The sequence below is a fragment of the Streptomyces sp. NBC_01260 genome, from assembly GCF_036226405.1.
Taxonomy (GTDB): Bacteria; Actinomycetota; Actinomycetes; order Streptomycetales; family Streptomycetaceae; genus Streptomyces; species Streptomyces laculatispora.
This window is the reverse complement of sequence record NZ_CP108464.1, coordinates 4,358,527-4,376,443: the sequence shown is the minus strand read 5'-3', so window position 1 is coordinate 4,376,443 and position 17,917 is coordinate 4,358,527. Positions and strand designations below refer to the sequence as shown.

Below are 17,917 nucleotides of genomic sequence, written 5' to 3'. Positions count from 1 at the left end.
TCCTACCGTTCGATGTCGCAGGGGCCCGCCGCGGCGGACACGCAGGTCTGGATGAGGACGCCCGGCTCGGCCTCGGTGATCTCGCCGGTGCGCAGGTCGCGGACAGCGCCGGCCTTGAGCGGCGTGACGCAGCCGAAGCAGATGCCCATACGGCACCCGGAGGGCATGAGCACGCCGACCTCCTCGCCGATGTCGAGCAACGGCGTGGCGCCGTCCGCGTCGATGGTCTTGCCGGTGGCGCTGAACGTGACCTCGCCGCCGTCGCCGGCGACAACGATGCCGGGGCGGAACCGTTCGGTGTGCAGGCGTTCTTGGACGCCCTCTTCGGTCCAGTGCTCTTCGGCGGCGTCGAGCAGACCTGCGGGCCCGCAGGCCCAGGTCTCGCGCTGGGCCCAGTCGGGCACGAGTTCTTGGAGACGGGCGATGTCGAGCTTGCCGTCCGTGTCGGTGTGCACCTCGGTGAGCCGAAGCTTCTTGTCCGCGACCAGACTGTGCAGTTCCTTGCGGAAGATCACGTCCTGAGGCTGTGGCGCGCAGTGGACCATGACGACGTCGTCGAGTTCGATGTCGCGCAGCATGCCCATCACGGGCGTGATGCCGCTGCCGGCCGTCAGGTAGAGCACCTTGGCGGGCTTGGCCTGCGGCAGGACGAAGTCACCGGTCGGCTGGTCGAGCTGGATCAGCGTGCCCGGTTTCGCCCTGCGGACCAGGTGGTTGCTGACCTTTCCGTCCGGGATCGCCTTCACGGTGATCGTTACACGGCCGTCCCGGCGGTTTGTCGGCGAGGTGATGGAGTAGGCACGCCACAGGCGCACTCCGTCGACGTCGACTCCGATCCTCACGTACTGGCCGGCTGTGTGGCCGCGCCAGCCCCGCCCCGGCCTGATCACGACAGTCGCGGCGTTATCGGTCTCGGAGTGCACGGCCTCGATGCGCCCACACAGGTCAGCGCCCGCACGCAGCGGGCTGACCAGGTCGAGGTAGTCCGACGGCAGCAGCGGCGTCGTGACCATCTCCAGCAGTTTCCACGCCCTACTGCGGAGGGCTCCACTCGTCATGACTCCAGCTTGCTGCGCCTCTAGGCGTAAAGTCCTGACCACAGGACGTAAATCTGGTCGACTGAATTGTTCGCTGGGAACAAAAATGAGCTATGCGATCCGGAGGGCCAGCGAACTGAGCCTGGATGAGACGACGGTCACCGCCCTTCGGGCCGCACTGAAGACCACCGCCGACGAAGTCGTCCAGGCGATCATCGACGAGGTTCCTCCCTACGCCCATGCCTTGTCGGGCCGCATGGGCGCCACCATCCGCAGAGCCGTCCGCACCGCCCTGGCGCACTACCTGGACCTTGCGAGCGGGAACGCCACAGGCGGCGACGCCGGGGACGCCGCCTACGAGCTGGGCCGCGGCGAGGTGCGCGACGGCCGTTCGATGGACGCCCTGCTCAGCGCCTACCGCGTCGGCGCCCGGGTCGCCTGGCGATGTCTGGCAGCGGGTGCCGTACCCGCAGGTCTGCCCGCCGCCGAGGTCGCAAAGTTCGCCGAGCTGACCTTCGCCTACATCGACGAGCTCTCCGCCGCGAGCGCCGCGGGCCACGCCGACGAGCTGGCCGCCCGGGGCAGAGCCCACGAGCGCCACCTGGAACACCTGGCCCGCGACCTCCTCGCCGGCGCGAGCCCGGACGTGCTGCTGGCCTCCGGCCAACGGGCCAGGTGGCAGCCCCCGGTTTCGCTGACCGCCGTCCTGCTGCCCGCCGCCCAGGCCCGGCCTGCCTACCGGACACTCGACCCGAGCACCCTCGTCCTCGACGATTTGCCGGATGCCACCGGTGTGCTCCTCGTCCCCGATGCCGACCGATCACGTCTCCTACGGCAGCTGACCGACCGCGCCGCCGTGGTCGGCCCGGCCCGGCCATGGACCCACGCGTCCGCCTCGTACGCACGAGCCCTACGCGCACGCTCCCTTTCCTCTGACATTCGCGACACCGAGGACCACCTGCCCGACCTGGTGCTCAGCGCCGACGAGGACGCGTTCGCGGACCTGCGCGCCCGAGCCCTCGCACCGTTGCAGACCTTGCCTGCCGCAACCGCACGACGGCTGGAGGAGACGTTGCGAGCGTGGCTGCTGCACCAGGGCAGGCGGGACGAGGTCGCGGCGGCATTGTTCGTCCATCCCCAGACGGTTCGATACCGGATGTCGCAACTGCGGGAGCTGTTTCCCGATCTCGCATCACCACACCGGGTCCTTGAACTGACGCTGGCGGTCGGTCTCCGGGTCCGCTGACGCGTCACCCGTCTACCGCCGCGTCCGCGAGCGTCCAGAAATCGTGCTCGTTCCCGGTGCCAAGCCGCTATGACCCTGGAAAACGGCTTTCCGGTCGTCGCGACAAGGGGCCGGGCCGCTCGTCCCAGGGACCACCGCCGTCCTGCGGCGGCCCGTATCTCCCTCCCGGCAGCCGGACGACCGGCCGGGGCCGACCTGGCACACCGCGCGAGGGATGATGGGATGGAGTACGAAACGTGAGGTCAGGAGCTCCCATGACAAAGCTGGTTCACCGACCTCGTGAGGACGCGGAGTTCAATTTCATCCTCGGGAGAAGCAAGGTTCCGGTCCTCGCATACTTCACCGGGGCATGGCCCAAGGCAATCGAGCCCTGTCGGGTGATGGATTTCGTCGTGGGCGACATCGCCGCCGCCTACACGGGCCGCCTGACGGTCGTCCGCACCGACATCACGCGTTGCCCGGCGGCAACCGAGCGATACGGGATCACCGGAGCCCCGTCCTGCCTCCTGCTGAAGGAGGGAGCGGCGGTGGCGCACGGCACGGGGCCCATGACCATCGACGAGGTACGGAAGTTCCTGGACGGTCACCTCTGAGCGGCCGCTGCGGCGCCCGGACCGCCGCTTCTCGTCGCGTTCGAGACGGACGCGGGCGGGTTGGCAGCCCATCGCCCGCCTTACCACCGCAGGGCGGTTCGAGGTCGTGCGCGAGACCGTGCTCAGGTACTGGCGGGACAATGCGGCCCCCGGGCAGAGCTTCGCTTCGTGGGTGCGGCCTCCGACGTAACCCCCGAGACCGCCAGGCACGGTCTCCTCGTCCAGCGCCGCATGCAGACCGGGGGGTCGGCCCGCGCGCGGGTTCCGCCGGTCATCGGGTTGGGCGGGTGGTGGCGAGTTCAGAGGCGCATTCAGGGCCAGTATCCGCTGTACGGTCGATCTTCGACCCCGTTGCCCGAGTCTCTGGGTCAGGACTCGACATCGAATTCGAATTCGTCGTGGCGGCGCTCCGCGATCTGCTCCGGAGAACCCTCTTCACGACGTCCACCCCTACATCTACATCCCGTCTGGAGACTGTCACGGACGCGGCCGTCGCGGAGGTCTCGCTGGAGGACTGCCCAACTCGGCCGTTGAAGCCCTTGGCCGCCGCCTCCGCTCGTGCCCCATCCGTGCCCAGCAGAACGGGCACCAGCGGTCAGGTACGGTGCATCGAGGCCGCCCCGACCCTGTGCGTCTCGGCCCACCGTGCAGGTCAAAGCAGGAACGACCGCTCAAGAACCGCTGATTCCCAAGCTCAGAGCGCAAGTTCGATTCTCGTCACCCGCTCCACGACGAAGGCCCTGGTCGGAGACCAGGGCCTTGTTTGCGGTCGACATCGCGCGACGCGAGACCCGCCACCGCAGTCTTCGGCTTCCACACATTCGTCGCTGCGCCCATCGCGAAGTCAGCGTCATCGAGATGGTCAACACCAGGAACCCTGTTCATCCCGCCTGGGCCATCAGGGGCTCGGCTTGAAGAGCTCGAAGACGGGCAGGTGGCTCGCCCAATTGCTGCCAAACAAAGCCATGAGTATCAACACGGACCAGGCGGTTCCTACGGCAGCCATCGCCATGTCCGGCAGGCCGAGGAAGGCCAACCCGACAACGCCTCCAGCGATCAGCACAACTGCGGCGGCTACCCGTAGCAGCTCTCGGTCGCGGACCGGCTTCTTGCCTTCCAGCAAAGGCTTGGGGAGGAGCGCTCCAATGCATCCGTCCACATACTGTTCGGCGATCGTCGCGACCAAGCCGGCGATCTCGCTAAGCGCTTCGGCCTGGGGGCTGTGATCCAGAGCAGCTTCCGCCTCGCGCAGCTTGGCCACCACCTGGCCAGCATGGGCCTTCAGCTCTCGCCGCCGGGGAGACAGGAAGGCGACTGTTCCCGAACGGCGATGCGCTCGCATCACGTTCCCTTCGAGACGGCGCAGCGCGGCCCCCACAGCGAAGAGCTTCTCCGGCCGCTGAGCGTGGCTGGCGCCATGCGCTTCCGCGCAGGCTCGAATCGTTGCCCTGCACGCCGAGGTGAGCTGGTTGCGGACGAACGGAAGACCGGCGCCTCTCGTCTTCACACACAGCTTCATGAGCAGCGTGACCAAGATGGCCCAGGCTGCCAGCCAGTGCCAATGTGGCTCCCGCCCGCGGTAGAGACCCAGCACAATCACGAAGTACACGACCACGACGTACGCGAGCATGACCGCAGCAAGCATGAAGAAGAACCACGGGAGATCCGCTGCGGACGCATGTCTGAGAGCAACCTTCATTCGCGGTGGGATGGGCCACCATCCATATCCCAGCCGATCAAGGTCAACGCGAAGTTCAGCTACCGACTCGTCGCCCCAGCCCCGTACACGCCGTCCCCACCGCGCCCGTAACGAGATGTTCAGACTCATGGCCGCGAGCATGCCACCTGGCACCGACAGCGGCGGTACGTCACTGGTGCCGACCGCAGGGCGCCATAACCGAGCAGGAAGGAAGGGCGTGCCACAACGTGCCAGTAGGGGCAGTAAACAGCGGTCAACAGCAGGCAGGGAAAGACGCCACCCACTTTGCTGGTTGGACTCGTTTCCGCAGGTCAGGGCCCAAGTAGTGGCCCGAGCGCCGGTTGCTTCCCAAGCTCAGAGCGCGAGTTCGATTCTCGTCACCCGCTCTTCGAAAGGGCCCCCAGCCACTTGGCTGGGGGCCCTTTTCGTTGCCCGCCTCATAGACTCCGGGCAACGAGGTCATCCCAGACCGCAGCATGTCTCTTTTCAGGTTTGTAGGGATCTCCTTTGAGTCAAGGGCCGTATGAAAGTGCCAGTCAGCTGCTGGCTGACCTATTCACGTCCGAGCCAGCGGAGAGGCGAAGAATTTTGTCCCAAATAGCCATAGCAGCCACAGCGGCGGCCGTAGCCAGGGCGACGCCGACGGCTGATGAGGCCAGGGCAAATACGATGCCGGCGAGACAGAGGGTGAACGCAGATCCTCGCAACACCTGCTGTCGCCACGCTCTGCGCTCCCGGTGGCTATGCAACAGCTCGTCGCCGGATGCGTCACCGGGCGCGAGATCTTGCAGCTGACCGCTGGCGAGGACTTTCAGGATTCTCTCGACTCCGAGCAGAGCACGCTTCGCACCGTCGATGCGATCAAGTTCAACCCCGTCCCGAAGCTCGCGCACGAGGGCGGCCGCTGCTGAAAATCGAGCCACGACCTGGGGCATGGGGTTGCGGCCGTCAGGAAGCGCACGTTGCAGGGCGTATCTCTCCAGCGCAATGGCGAAGTCCTCCAACGCTTGGACTGCCGCGACATGCGGGGAGTTGAAGGGCGATGCCGTCAGAGGCACCTTCCCCTTCACTTCCAGAGGCTTGAGAAGTGCCTCATAGGCCCTACGCACCGTGGCTGTCACAGTCTCAGTTGTCCACCGTTGCATGCCTTGGTTCGAAACAAGTGAAACAATCACGCCAGTGATCAGAATGGGCGTCACGAGAGCCCCGACAGCGAGGGCATCGCGCCAGACGTGCCAGGCTGTGCTTTCAATGGTTGCTGCAAAGACCAGCCCCGTTGAGAAAGATGTCACGACAGGGACGATCACTTTTATTTCGAGCGCCCTCCTCGACACCTGGTAGAGGACGTCTTCACGCTCCAAGTAGTCCAGCGTTGGATAGTCGGGACGTGTCGCCAGGGAGCTGCCGCGAATCTGACGCACCAAGTGGGCGCGACGACGACGTGCACGCACCCGCGCACGAGCCCAGCAGAGCCGCTCCAAGAATGTCCTTTTACCTCGGCGCTGCGACGTTGCCGTCATGGTCAGGGCCCATATTGACGTTGTCCAAGCAACGAAGACGAGCGCCACAAGGTCGGTTTTCGACACACTCTCCCCCTCCCGAAAGTTGTAAGACTCAGCCCCCACCTCGCGCAGCGAACAGTCGGCAGAACTCGATAGAGAGCATGTCAGAGGTGCCGGATCCGGTCGGCCGGCATCGACGCCTCCTCCACAGCCAGTCCGGTGGCCAGACACTCTCGATCGCCGCGGGCGATCTGGGGGTGGGCATCACGTTGGTGCTTGGAGCGAGTTCCACCGCCGATCTCCGAGATGGGCACTGCGGGCAGCGGCGTCATCGGCCCCGCCGACGGGGCAGCGGGCCGGTGTCCTGCTCGCGGGAGTGATGTAGGCGGCCCGAGCGGCTCATCGTCGGCTCTTCCTGGATAATCGATGCATGGCATCACAGCCTCGTCTCTCCGACCTCCGTCGTGCCAAGTTCGTCCGGCGCCTGCCCGCAGCGCTGTCCGAGCTTGCCGGTCCCAAGCGCGGCCCGGTGCACCTGCCGCTCCACCTTGCCTGGTCGGGGTTGACCACGTTCGACCTCGACCGGCCCCGGCTACGGATGAGCTACTACCGGATCGTGCTGGCCGAGGGCCAGCACGACGACTTGGTCCAGTACCTCGACCAAGACCTTCTCGTCGGCCTGTGGCCCACACTGCGCACACTGGTCAGCCCTGATGTCCGCGAGGTCTGGGAGAGCGCCTTCGGCGAGCTGGCCGACAGCGCGCGGGCCGCTGCGTGAAACTCACGGGCCTGCACCGCCGCTTGCTTGCAGACGTGCTTGCGGTAGGTGGCACCTACCCCCTCGCGCTCACCGGCGGCTACGCGGTCCAGGCACACGGCCTGGTCGACCGGCTCAGCCAGGACCTCGATGTCGCGACGGAGAACCCGGATCCCATGGAGGACATCGCGACCGTCGTGCGCACCGGACTGGAGCGGCGCGGATGGCAGGTGGAATCCCTGGAGACAGATCCGCTGTCCGCACGTCTGATCGTCACCGACCCTGCCAGCCGTGAAGAGTGCGAGGTCGACATCCTCAAGGAAGCACTCTGGCGGCCACCCGTACACACCGAGCACGGCTTAGTGCTGTCCCTCGAGGATGTCGTCGGGACCAAAGTCCGCGCGCTGTCCGACCGCGGACTCGCCAGAGACTTGATCGACGTACAGGCCGCCGCGAACCGCTGGAGCCATGTCGAACTTGAGGAACTCGGACGGCGCCATGCCCGCGACTCCTTCGACCTGAGCGAGCTCCAAGTGCGACTGGGTGGCGCCGACTGGATCGACGACACAGAATTCGCCGCCTACGGACTCGACGAGCAGGCAATCACCGGGCTGCGGCAGTGGGCACAGGCATGGGGCGACGACATCGGCGAACGACTCCAGGAGCTGGAAGCTCCGGACGAAGACTGATGGCCGCATGGAGGCCGGATGCTCGACAGGACACATCGGGCTGTTTAGACCTCGCGGCCATGCCCCATCCGTGCCCAGCAGAGCGGACAACAGCGGTCAGGTACGGCTCCCAGGGACCATAGCCAACCATCCCGCCCAGCGGGAAAGCACAGGTCAGAGCACCTTCGGTAGCCCAAGAACCGTTGATTCCCAAGCTCAGAGCGCGAGTTCGATTCTCGTCACCCGCTCCATAGTGAAGGCCCTGGTCGGAGACCAGGGCCTTGTTTGTTGTCTAGACCATTTTTAGGGCTCGTGCCATTCGCGTGCCATAACAACCCTTCCCATCTGCATCAATAGTGGATCCGTCACCCCTGAGGGCGAGCGCTCCACTACCGGGTCCCGCATCGTGAGATCACTTCCAAGTGCCCTGCGTCACACACACAGTGCGGACTGTCTGCTCCTGCGCGATCAACGCCGCGCAGCCCGTGGGGCGGACGGTCCGGGCGGACGTGGCACCAGCGGGTGAACGGTCGCCCCACCACGCCCCGAAGCTGCAGCCGACTGTTGGCGGCGCACGTCGAGATCGATGTTGGCGGCGAGCCTGCGCTGATGCTCCTTGGTGGAGTGCTGATAGATCAGCTGCGCGCGCTCGGATGACTGGCCGGCTCGGACCATGAGGTCCTTGAGCTTGGCACCGGTGTCGGCCGCGAGCGTGTTGCCCGTGTGCCGGAGGTCGTAGAAGCGGAAGCCTTCGGGCAGCCCCACCTTGTCCCGGGCCCTGCGCCACTTGCGGCCGAACGTGGTGCCGCGCAGTACCGCTCCCCTCTCACCACCGAAGACAAGCCCGTCCACCCCCGGCTGGGCGAACCATTCCAGGTGTCGGCGGACGTCCTCGTGGAGGAATGACGGCAGCACGATCTCTCTTCGGCCCGCCCGGGACTTGGGAGCGCCGACCACGCGGTGACCGGTGTTGAGCTCCGGTGCGGCACGGCGAACCCAGAGCGTGCCGGAGTCGAGGCCCACGTCCCGCCGACGGAGCTCGGCGAGTTCCTCGGGCCGCATCGAGGCGAAGGTACCGAGCAGAACCATGAGGCGCCAGCGCAGACCGATCACATCTGCCGCGGCGAAGACCTGCTCGACCGTCGCCACCGGCCGCTCGTCCGCGTCCTCTCGACCCGCTCCGCGGATGCGGCAGGGGTTCTTGCGCAGCATGTCGTCCTCGACGGCGGTCTCCATCACGGCTTTGAGGAGCCGGTACGACTTGGCCACAGTGGTGGCACCGGTTGCAGACAACCGCTCCGCCCGCCAGGCTCTGACCCGAGCGGGGCTGATCATGTTGACGTTCATCTCGCCGAACGTCGGCTCCAGATGGAGCCGGAACAGCCGGCGGTACAACTCAGTCGTGGTCGGGGCGAGGCCACGTTCCGCGATCCAGCGTGTGGCGTAGTCGGCGAACGAGACCGCCCCGGCGGTCGGGTCGAGCCAGTCGCCCCGCATCTGGTCCGCTTGGACCTGGACGAGGAACGCCTCTGCATCGCGCCTGGTCTCGAAGGTTCCGGAGCTGGCCGCAGGATGTCATCGGCCGTGCTGGGGTAGCGGGCCTGGTAGCGCCCCGAGGGCAGTTGTCGTATCGCGCCGAATGTGCGGCGCGGCGCCTTCTGGCGCGGACGGGACCGGTCCCCGCACAGCTCGGTCCCCTGGGGACGGTCCCCCTGACGTACCGTCGGGGACCGGTCCCCGAAGAAGCCGGGAAACCGCAGGTCAGTGGGGACCGTCTACGGCATTCGGTCGGTCCCCGAGCTCACGCCTCAGAGCTCAGAGCTGCGGGACCAGGCCAGCGGGGACCGGCATCCGACGCAGTCGGTCCCCGCCGTCTGCGCAGCAAGCCGTGCCCAGGTCCCCGGGACCGCATCGTGCTTCATGCCGGTGGCTGCCAACGCGTACCGGCGAAGCGCGTGACGGCGGAGTCGAGGAGACGGCCGAACTCCGCCGGGGTACCGATCCGGGGACCTTCGGTGAGGACCTCGCCCTCGGTCAGCGCATCGAGGTCTGCCCAGCCTCCGCGATACAGGACAAGGTGCAGCTCAGCCCATCCATCACTGCCCTGGATGCGCAGACCGATCGAATCCGGATCGCTCACACGGGTCCGGTCGGTCTCCAGCGGCTGCGGCCAAGGCGCAACGCCGTCCCGCCAGGTGATCGGACAAGGAACGAGCCCCGCGGTGCTCCAGGCAGAGAGACGCGCGGTGATCTCGGCGGCGGCCGAATCGAGATCAATGACGTGGTCCATGCAGCAATCCTCCCCGGTCGCCACTCACCCACGCAGGCCCTGACCGAGTTCCGGCCAGCCCAACTGTCCAGGGCCGAACACCAGTCAACGTTCGACGCCCAGCCCCCCACCTCGGAAAGAGACCCATGCACGGCACGCAGCACGAACCCCCCAGCAGACCGAGACAGCAGATGAATCGCCCCCAGGCACCAGGCGGAGCAAGGTATGGCGTTGGACCGTCCAAGGGCCGGTCCCACGCAGTGCCCGCCCCAGGGGTGGCGGGGACATGTGTGGCACTGCTCGGTCCGGGCCGCACCCGAGGACCGGCCCCTGTCGGACGAGGGGTGGGCAGCCGTCGCCCGCCGCTTGCTCAACGCCACCGGCATCGCTCCGGACGGCGACCCCGACGCCTGCCGGTGGGTCGCCGTCCGCCACGCCGAAGACCACATCCACATCGTCGCCACCAAGGTCCGAGGCGACCTCCGCCCATCACGGAACTGGAACGACTTCCTGCGCGCCGACAAGGAACTCGTCGCCATCGAGAAGGGATACGGGCTCCGCCAGGTTCCGCGCGGAGACCACACCGCCGCCAAACGCCCCACCCGCGCTGAGCAGGAGAAGGCCCGCCGCACGGGCAATGCCCGCACCTCCCGCGAGCACCTGCGCACCATCGTCCGCACAGCAGTCTCGGCGGCCACGACCGCAGCGGAGCTTTTCCAGATCATCGAGGGGACCGGTGCCCTCGTCGACGTCCAGTACCTGCCGTCCGGCGATGTCCGCGGCTACAAGGTCGCCCTCAACGGCGACACCAACGCCCAGGGCGAGCCGGTCTGGTTTTCCGGCTCCACCCTTGCCCCCGACCTCTCCTATCCCAAGATCGCCGAACGCCTGACAGCCACCGAGACGAAACTGACGGAACGGACTGGCACCACGGCCTGGCGGCGGTTCGCCGTCGCCGTCGACCAGACGCCTGACCACCTCGCCCACGACGAGGACGAGGCAGGACAGGCCCACATCACCGTCCTCGCCGAGGCCCTCGACGCACTCCCTCTGGTAGCCCCTGTCGGCCTCCGGCCACAGCTCGTCCAAGCCGCCACCGTCTTCGAGCGCGCCGCCCGATCCCGTATCCGCGCCCCGCACCAGCAGGCCCAGGCCACCCGCTGCGCGGTGAAGGCGGTCCTGCGCGAGCCCGCCCCGCAAGACGGAGCCCTCCTCACGATCGTCCTCGACGCCCTCCTGCTCGCGGTCATCGCCGCCCAGCACTGGTACCGCAGCCGTGAACACCACCAACAGGCCGAAGCCGCCCGCCAGACCGTCACGCACCTCCGCACCGCCTACCGGGAAACGGCCACCGAGCCCCTGGCCACGCTTCGGCAGCGCGGGACACGGCTGACTGAGACTCTGCGCCGCCGACAGGAAAACAGTTTGAGCCGGGCCCTTCCCGAGCTGGCCGAACAGATTCTCGCGGAGTCCGGCTGGCCGTCTCTCGCCGCCACCCTCGCGCGGGCTGAAGCCGTCGGCCACGAGCCCACCGCTCTCGTCACCCAAGCCACCGTCCGACGGGAAACCGACACCGCCACCAGCCTCAGCGAAGTCCTCATCTGGCGCCTCCACCGCCTCGCGGACCTGACCTGACCTCTGGCACCACCAGCAGCGCCCCGGCATCCCCGTCGGCCGCCTACCGCCAGACCAACACCCGCTTGCAGCGCCGCACGCACTGAACCTCACCCCAAGAAGCCCACCCTGGAGATCTACCCCGTCGCCAGCATCCTCCCGAGGCTCGACCCCGACGAGCTACTCGCCCTCGCCAAATCGATCAAGATCGAGGGTTTGCACCAGGACATCGTGCTAGGGCCGGAGCGGCCCGGGAGACGGGTCAGTGGGTGGTGGGGATGATCGTGGGGCAGGACTCCTCATAGGCCAGGATGCCGGAGGGCAGGAGGTAGCCGTAGTAGATGGCGTCGCCGGTCTTCGGACCGACGATGCCGTCCGCCGAAAGGCCCCGGCGTCGCTGGAAGTCGGTCAGGGCCGCGTAGGTCGCCTGCCCGTACACGCCGTCGCGCACGATCCCGTACCCCGCCAACTGCAGTGCCTTCTGCACACAGACGACCGCGTCACCGCGCTGATCGGGCTTGACGTACGGGACACCCACGTCGGCCTGGGCGACGCCTGCGAGCGAGGTGACGGCGATGGCGGCAGCGCCGAAGGCGACGGCTCCGCGCCGGAGGGCGGTCTTGATCATGGAAGGTCCCATCTTGTAAGCGGTCACGGGCCGCCCCGACAGGACAGCCCGTGACTCGGACAGGACTCATGCTCAAGGCCGCGTCACGCGTCCCACCAGGACTTCCCGTCCCAGAGACGTCCCGGACCGATCCCGGGCGCGCGGGACGCCGCGACGGCTCAGGCCGTGGCGCGGAGCAGCGGTGACGCCGGAACCGAGGCGACCCCGAGCGCCAGCGTCACGGTGGCGGCGGCGACGGCGGGCATGTGGTCCGGGGGCATGAGGATGATGGTCCATGGCTGGGTCTCGCCATTGCCCCCCGTATTACCGAGGAGCATCATCGTGATCACCCAGGCGACGGGAACGATCACCGCCACCTGGTATCCCGCCACCCAGCGGGCCACCAGCATCAGCCCGACCAGGAACGCGGTGTTGCGACCGGCGGTATTCGCGGTAGGGGCGTCCAGCAGCACCGCGACGGCCTGCGCCACCGCGATCGCGGTCAGCGCGGTGGCCAGGACCAGCGCCTGATCGAACCGGGCGACCGGACGGCAACCCGAAGCCTCGGCGGACCGGAGGCTGCTGCCGAGCACGTGAGCGAGCCCGATGCAGACGATGAGCGGCGCGAAGAGCACGATCGGCCTGGCCGCCTCACTCCCCAGGGACGGAAGCGAGACGAGCGTGTCACCGGCGGCCCCGGTCACCGCCGCGTAGGCCACCAGAGCGACCACCAGAACAGGGACCTGCCGGGTCCTCACCCACCACAGCATCCGATCACCCTTCCACGGGAGGGGCAGCCGGCATGGTCTCCGGAGCGGGCTTGCACTGCTGGAGCAGCCTGACGTTGCGCGTGTACCAGGACAGCTGCTCCTCGGGCGACAGCTTCGTCACCTTCCGCACCACGGACGCCAGGCGCGGGTCGGCGGCTCGCTTCTCGCTGTACTGACCCCGGATCGCCTCCTCGTCCAGGCCGGCCTTGACCATGAGCCACGCCGCGAGCGTGCCCACGTTGCCCTCTTGGACGTCGGTGGAGGTGTCGCACGGCGGGATGACGGGAAGAGCCGACGCCGCGACGCTGGCCTTCAGATCCACGTCGCGCATGTCCCTGTAGAGGAAGAGCCGCCACGTCTGCTTGTCGATGTGGGCCGCCTCGGAGACGAAGGCGAGCTCCTTCGGCGGCTTCAGCCCCGCACCCACCAGAAGGGGAACGACCTCCTTCGACGCCTCGGTCAGCGGGCCCAGGCTGGCGGCCGCCTCCACGGGAACACAGACCCGGGGCGAGCCGTCGGCACACACCGGCGCGTCGGTGCGGGCCTGCGGCGGCGGGTCCCCGGTCCAGTCCCGTACGGGTGCGACGGCCGACGCGGTGAACACACCGAGGCAGACCGCGGACGCGACGGCCGCGGCCCCGATCCGTACGAACCGGTTACGACGCCACCGGGCGATCTCCGCGCTGACCAGGACAGCGGCCAGAAAGCCGGTGGCCATCAGCATCGGCACCACCAGGGCCATCGGGTTCACCGTGATCGTGACGTCACCGTAAGGGGCGTCGAGCCACCCGGTGAGCTCCCGCAGCCACATCGGGGACGTGATCGTGACGGGCATGACGAGGCACAGATAGTCCACGACGAGGATCACGGGGGTGGCCAGGATGCGCGGCAGCATCATGCCCAGGCCGTAGCCGACGACCGTGTGGACGACGATGAGGTACCCGGCCATGGCCAGCACGCCCGGGTGCGGCCAGTCGTGGGCCGCACCCGTCTGCAGTCGCACGGTGATCAGGCACGCCACGACCGCCGCCACTCCGAGCAGCGCCACCGGCCACAGCACGCCGAACGCGATGGCGTACCGGCCGCGCACCGCCCCCAGCCGGTGGACGCCCGCCCGTCGCAGGCGCCCGGCCTCCCAGGCGGCGAACGCCGCGCAGGCAGGGGCGTAGAAGGGCAGGGTGTGCCCGACGAGAACCGTGTTCCCCGCCCAGTAGGCCGGCTCGTTCGACGCCTCGTGAGCGGTGACCAGCCACACCCATCCGAGGACCAGCGGCGCGATCCAGACAGCGCCGGTCGTACGCAACGCCGTCGCTACGCGCATACCGGCCCCTCCTCCCGGACGGTGGCGTAGTACGCGGCCTCCGCGAGGCGCCCGGGCGCCGTGCCGTGCGGGGCGAGAGCGAGGAAATCGCGTACCTCACCGGCGAATCGGACGGTCCCGCGGTCCAGCACGACGACGTGGTCGTAGGTCTCCTCCAGATCGGCGACCTCGTGCGTCGAGAGCACCACATGCTGGTCGAGGCCGCTCAGGATCTCGTGGAAGACCCGGCGCTGGCGGGGGTCCATGCCGGCCGTCGGCTCGTCCAGCAGCAGGACTTCGGCCTCGTGCACCAGTGACTGGGCGACGCCTATCCGGCGTTGCTGCCCGCCGGACATCCGGCGGACCTTCTGGCCGGCGAGATCGGCGAGCTCGACCCGTTCCAGCGCGCCGAGCGAACGGTCCCAGGCGTCCCGCCGGTTCATGCCCTTCAGCCACCCGACGTACGCCACCTGCTCGCGGGCGGTCAGCCGGGGCACCGATTCGATCTGCTGAGGCAGCCAGGCGATGCGCCGCCGGAACGCGGTGAGGTCACCACGCCGCGTGGTCGCCTTCCTCCCGTACACAACGGTGCCCGAATCCGGCCGCAGCACGGAAGCGGCCAGTGACAGCACGGTGGACTTCCCCGCACCGTTGGGACCGAGGAACACCGTCCGCCCGCGCGGAAAGTCGATGGTGAAGCGCTGAACGACGGGAACGCGACGGCGATAGCCGAAGTCGACCGACTGAAAGCCGATGGGCATGGTGCGCACTCTCTTGTGGTGGGAGGCCCGCACCGGTTCGGTGCGGGCCGTGTCGTGCGTCAGATCACCACATGTGCACGCGCGAGACCGTCAGCGTCGGCCCCGCGGAGGTGTTGCCGTTCACGGCCTTGACCTTGAAGAACAGGTCATCGCCCTTGCGGCCGGTCCACTCACCGTGAGACTGGCCGCCGCCGAAGCATGCGGTGAACGTCTGCTTCTCCCAGTTCTCGTTCGGGGTCGTGTAGTTGTAGTTGATGAGCTGAATCTGCGTCGACTCGGTCGCGTTCCCGTGGTCCGAGGTCACGCACTTGTAGAAGTCGATGATCGTCGGGGCCGTGCCGATGTCGGTCTTGCTGGAGCTGAAACCGGACACCACGCCCTGCATGTAGCTGTCGATCGAGTACAGCGAAATGCCCCCCTGCTTACCGCTGTAGGCGTCTTCGGCAGACGCGATGGGTGCGGCGGCAAGAGGGAGCACAGCCACACATGCCACTACGGCGCGGCTCTGCAGATATTTCGCGACGTACGCATGGTGACTCCTGGTTTCGATGAGGTTCACGAGACCGAGACCGGCCTCGCCGCCTGATCCGGAGGCACTCCCCCCAGACGAAGCGATCGAATCTTTACCCGCAGTTGACGAGACCGTCGGGGAATGATCACCATCGTGTTGATTTCGTGATCAACGTTGTTGAGTTTCAAGCCAATTGAGGCGCGATCCAGCGCAGCGCAAAGCTTTTCCCCGGTTTCCCGCGCGGGACGCGTCTACGGCCTGACGGGTGCGGCCGACCTGGCCGCGCGCTCGATCCTCGCGCGATGCGCCGCGCGGGCATCCTCGTCGATCGGCTGCTCGTGTTCGGGACGCAACCCGGTCCGGCCGTCGAGGCCCTCGCGCAGGATGTCGGCGTGACCGGCATGCCGGATGGAGTCGCCGAGGACGTGGACCAGGACGGCGAACAGGGTCGTGTCGTCATAGGGTTCCGGCCACCACGGCACATGACCGGGGGCATCGAGGGGAAGCGCCTCGATCGTCGCGTCCGAGTGCTCCCAGGTGCGCCGGTAGAACCCGACGACCTGCTCGCAGGTCTCCCCCTCGGCCGCCCACAGATCGCTCCCATCGGCATCCTGCCACCGGGGCAGCGGCTCGAGCGAAGGGCGGCCGAAGACCTCACCGAAGTACCGGGCCTCGACGGTGGCCACATGCTTCACAAGCCCGAGCAGATTGGTACCGGACGCCGTCAGAGGCCGCCGGGCGTCGTACTCGGACAACCCGTCGAGCTTCCAGAGCAACGCCTCACGGTCGCGCCGCAGCCGCCCGTACAAAACATCTTTGGCCAACCCATCGATCATGCCCCGGACCCTGCCACGAAGCCCCCGCGCCCTCAAGGCGCGCCCTGCTCACGCGCGGAGCGGTCCATTTCCGTCTAGGGCCTGTATCGAGTCGTGATCAATCTGCGGGATTCGCCGTCGCTTCGGGGGCGGATCCTGTAGTCCGGTGTGCATGACGCGGAGACAGCTGACGGACGAGGAGTGGGGGTACGTGGAGCCGTACTTGCCGATCGGCGAGTACGGGCCGTACCCCACGAAACTGCGCGAGCAGTTCGAGGGTGTGATCTGGAAGTTCCGCTCGGGCGCGCAGTGGCGGGAGATGCCGGCCGAGTTCGGCGCTTGGCCCACCGTGTACAACCGGTTCCGCCAGTGGCGGGATGCCGGGGTCTTCGAGAACCTGCTGGAAGGTCTGATCGCGAAGGCTGCGGAGCGGGGCGAGGTGGACCTTTCGCTGGTCAGCGTGGACTCCACCACTACACGTGCCCACCACGACGCCGCCGGGATGCGCCTTGATCCGGAGACGCTGGACGCCCTGGAGAAGGCGGCCGAGGAGGAGAGGACCCGCTCAAAGGGGGCGACAGCGAGGAACAAGTCGGGCAGGACACCGACGTCGAGGCCCGGCGGGTCGAACGGCGACGCGTCCGGCGACGCCGCAAGCTCCGCCTGAAGGCCGCCCTGCTCGGCCGCTCGCGGGGCGGGCAGACCAGCAAGGTCCACGTCGCTGCCGACCGCAAGTGCAGACCGCTCGTCCTCACGCTCACCGCCGGACAGGCCGCCGACAGCCCGCAGTTCATCCCCGTGCTCAACAAGGTGCGGGTTCGCCTCCCGGTCGGCCGTCCCCGAACCCGGCCCGACGCGGTCGCCGGAGACAAGGCGTACTCCTCCCGAGGCAACCGCGCCTACCTGCGCAAACGCAGCATCAAGGCAGCCATCCCGGAGAAGAAGGACCAGACCGCCAACCGGAAGAAGAAAGGCCGCCGGGGCGGCCGGCCCCTCACCCACGACGCCGAGCTCTACAAGGACCGCAACACCGTCGAGCGCCTGATCAACAGGCTGAAGGCATGGCGCGGCATCGCCACCCGCTACGACAAGACCCCCGAGAGCTACCTCGCCGGACTCCACCTCCGCGCCTCCATGATCTGGATCAAGGACCTCACGCGAACCACTCATTGATCACAACTCAATACAGGCCCTAGTGCCGGATCATGCTGCCCTGCTCCTTGTGGTCGGCGTGGTCGGTGCCGTCGAGGGTGAAGTAGCGCAGGGCTGTGAACTGGGCCTCGATGCGGTTGAGCCAGGAACTGTTGGTCGGGGTGTAGGCCATCTCGACGTTGTTGGCCGCAGCCCAGGTGCCGACGCGCTGGCACTTCTTCGTGGTCAGGTGCGGGGAGAAGTTATCGCTGACGATCGCGATCCGCACGGTCGGAGGAAGCCGATCAAGAGGCGGACGCAATTCCTGGAGTTCTGCCCGCGTAGAGGTGCTCGACGCGGGCCTTCTTGGCCGCGTAGTCCGGATCACGGGAGGTCTTCCACGTCTTCAGGCGTTGAAAGGAGACGCCTTCCTCGCGGAGCAGGATGCGCGGGCCGCACCGGCGGTGACCGTGCCACAACGTGCCAGTAGGAGCGGTATAGAGCGGTCATCACAGGTGACGATACGACGCTCGGATCCGGGAAGCATCAGCCTGTTCCTGCAGGTCAGGCGCCATTGATGCCTGGGCACCGGGTGCTTCCCAAGCTCAGAGCGCGAGTTCGATTCTCGTCACCCGCT

General features: G+C 67.7%; 15 protein-coding genes and 3 pseudogenes. 6 read left to right on the top strand and 12 right to left on the bottom strand.

The window, feature by feature from the left end; all coding sequences use genetic code 11:
• Positions 1–2: 2 nt before the first annotated feature.
• The gene (locus OG322_RS19550) at positions 3–1,058 is read right to left on the bottom strand and encodes a ferredoxin reductase (protein WP_123460219.1); all 1,056 of its coding nucleotides are present in this window, start codon (positions 1,056–1,058) and stop codon (positions 3–5) included.
• An 85-nt stretch (positions 1,059–1,143) separates the two neighbouring features.
• Between OG322_RS19550 and OG322_RS19545 the strand changes: the two genes are divergently transcribed.
• Both OG322_RS19545 and OG322_RS19540 read left to right on the top strand, forming a co-directional pair.
• On the top strand, positions 1,144–2,283 hold the full coding sequence (locus tag OG322_RS19545; RefSeq protein WP_123460220.1) for a PucR family transcriptional regulator: 1,140 nt from the start codon (positions 1,144–1,146) through the stop codon (positions 2,281–2,283).
• Positions 2,284–2,537: 254 nt separating this feature from the next.
• Positions 2,538–2,876: a thioredoxin family protein gene (locus tag OG322_RS19540; RefSeq protein WP_123460221.1), complete on the top strand. Its 339-nt coding sequence runs from the start codon at positions 2,538–2,540 to the stop codon at positions 2,874–2,876.
• A gap of 898 nt (positions 2,877–3,774) precedes the next feature.
• Here the strand turns inward: OG322_RS19540 and OG322_RS19535 are convergent.
• Together OG322_RS19535 and OG322_RS19530 are read right to left on the bottom strand one after the other, a co-directional pair.
• Positions 3,775–4,575, bottom strand: a complete 801-nt coding sequence (locus OG322_RS19535) for a hypothetical protein (protein ID WP_329306736.1) — start codon at positions 4,573–4,575, stop codon at positions 3,775–3,777.
• A 536-nt stretch (positions 4,576–5,111) separates the two neighbouring features.
• Complete coding sequence (locus OG322_RS19530) at positions 5,112–5,936, bottom strand: hypothetical protein (RefSeq protein ID WP_241200047.1); 825 nt, start codon at positions 5,934–5,936, stop codon at positions 5,112–5,114.
• 571 nt (positions 5,937–6,507) lie between these two features.
• Here OG322_RS19530 and OG322_RS19525 point away from each other — a divergent pair.
• A complete protein-coding gene (locus OG322_RS19525; RefSeq protein WP_123460222.1) occupies positions 6,508–6,855 on the top strand; it encodes a transcriptional regulator in 348 nt (115 codons plus the stop codon).
• Entirely contained in the window at positions 6,852–7,523 is a 672-nt protein-coding gene (locus OG322_RS19520) for a nucleotidyl transferase AbiEii/AbiGii toxin family protein (RefSeq protein ID WP_123460223.1), read from the top strand. Before OG322_RS19525 ends, OG322_RS19520 begins: the two co-directional genes overlap by 4 nt.
• A gap of 447 nt (positions 7,524–7,970) precedes the next feature.
• On the opposite strand, the pseudogene OG322_RS19515 reads toward OG322_RS19520, so the two are convergent.
• Positions 7,971–9,190 (bottom strand): annotated as a pseudogene (locus OG322_RS19515) (tyrosine-type recombinase/integrase).
• Between the two features lie 230 nt (positions 9,191–9,420).
• A complete protein-coding gene (locus OG322_RS19510; protein ID WP_123460225.1) occupies positions 9,421–9,792 on the bottom strand; it encodes a hypothetical protein in 372 nt (123 codons plus the stop codon).
• A gap of 204 nt (positions 9,793–9,996) precedes the next feature.
• Here OG322_RS19510 and OG322_RS19505 point away from each other — a divergent pair, with 204 nt between their 5' ends.
• A complete protein-coding gene (locus tag OG322_RS19505; RefSeq protein ID WP_329306735.1) occupies positions 9,997–11,406 on the top strand; it encodes a mobilization protein in 1,410 nt (469 codons plus the stop codon).
• Between the two features lie 241 nt (positions 11,407–11,647).
• On the opposite strand, the gene OG322_RS19500 is transcribed toward OG322_RS19505, so the two are convergent.
• From OG322_RS19500 to OG322_RS19475, 6 genes are all read right to left on the bottom strand, one after another.
• Positions 11,648–12,013 carry a peptidoglycan-binding domain-containing protein gene (locus OG322_RS19500; RefSeq protein ID WP_124284444.1) on the bottom strand — a complete coding sequence of 122 codons (366 nt, stop codon included), beginning with the start codon at positions 12,011–12,013 and terminating at the stop codon, positions 11,648–11,650.
• A gap of 158 nt (positions 12,014–12,171) precedes the next feature.
• Positions 12,172–12,762 (bottom strand): hypothetical protein, encoded by a 591-nt coding sequence (locus OG322_RS19495; RefSeq protein WP_123460228.1) that lies wholly within the window; start codon positions 12,760–12,762, stop codon positions 12,172–12,174.
• 4 nt (positions 12,763–12,766) lie between these two features.
• Entirely contained in the window at positions 12,767–14,083 is a 1,317-nt protein-coding gene (locus OG322_RS19490; protein ID WP_123460229.1) for a DUF7224 domain-containing protein, read from the bottom strand.
• The gene (locus tag OG322_RS19485; protein WP_329306734.1) at positions 14,074–14,823 is read right to left on the bottom strand and encodes an ABC transporter ATP-binding protein; all 750 of its coding nucleotides are present in this window, start codon (positions 14,821–14,823) and stop codon (positions 14,074–14,076) included. The genes OG322_RS19490 and OG322_RS19485 overlap by 10 nt, the downstream gene beginning before the upstream one ends.
• A 64-nt stretch (positions 14,824–14,887) precedes the next feature.
• Positions 14,888–15,382, bottom strand: a complete 495-nt coding sequence (locus OG322_RS19480; RefSeq protein ID WP_329306733.1) for a hypothetical protein — start codon at positions 15,380–15,382, stop codon at positions 14,888–14,890.
• Positions 15,383–15,585: 203 nt separating this feature from the next.
• The gene (locus OG322_RS19475) at positions 15,586–16,170 is read right to left on the bottom strand and encodes a DinB family protein (RefSeq protein WP_329306732.1); all 585 of its coding nucleotides are present in this window, start codon (positions 16,168–16,170) and stop codon (positions 15,586–15,588) included.
• 151 nt (positions 16,171–16,321) lie between these two features.
• Here OG322_RS19475 and OG322_RS19470 point away from each other — a divergent pair.
• Positions 16,322–17,322 (top strand): annotated as a pseudogene (locus OG322_RS19470) (IS5 family transposase).
• A gap of 25 nt (positions 17,323–17,347) precedes the next feature.
• Here OG322_RS19470 and OG322_RS19465 read toward each other — a convergent pair.
• A pseudogene (locus tag OG322_RS19465) lies at positions 17,348–17,735 on the bottom strand (hypothetical protein); the annotation flags it as partial.
• Between the last annotated feature and the right edge of the window lie 182 nt (positions 17,736–17,917).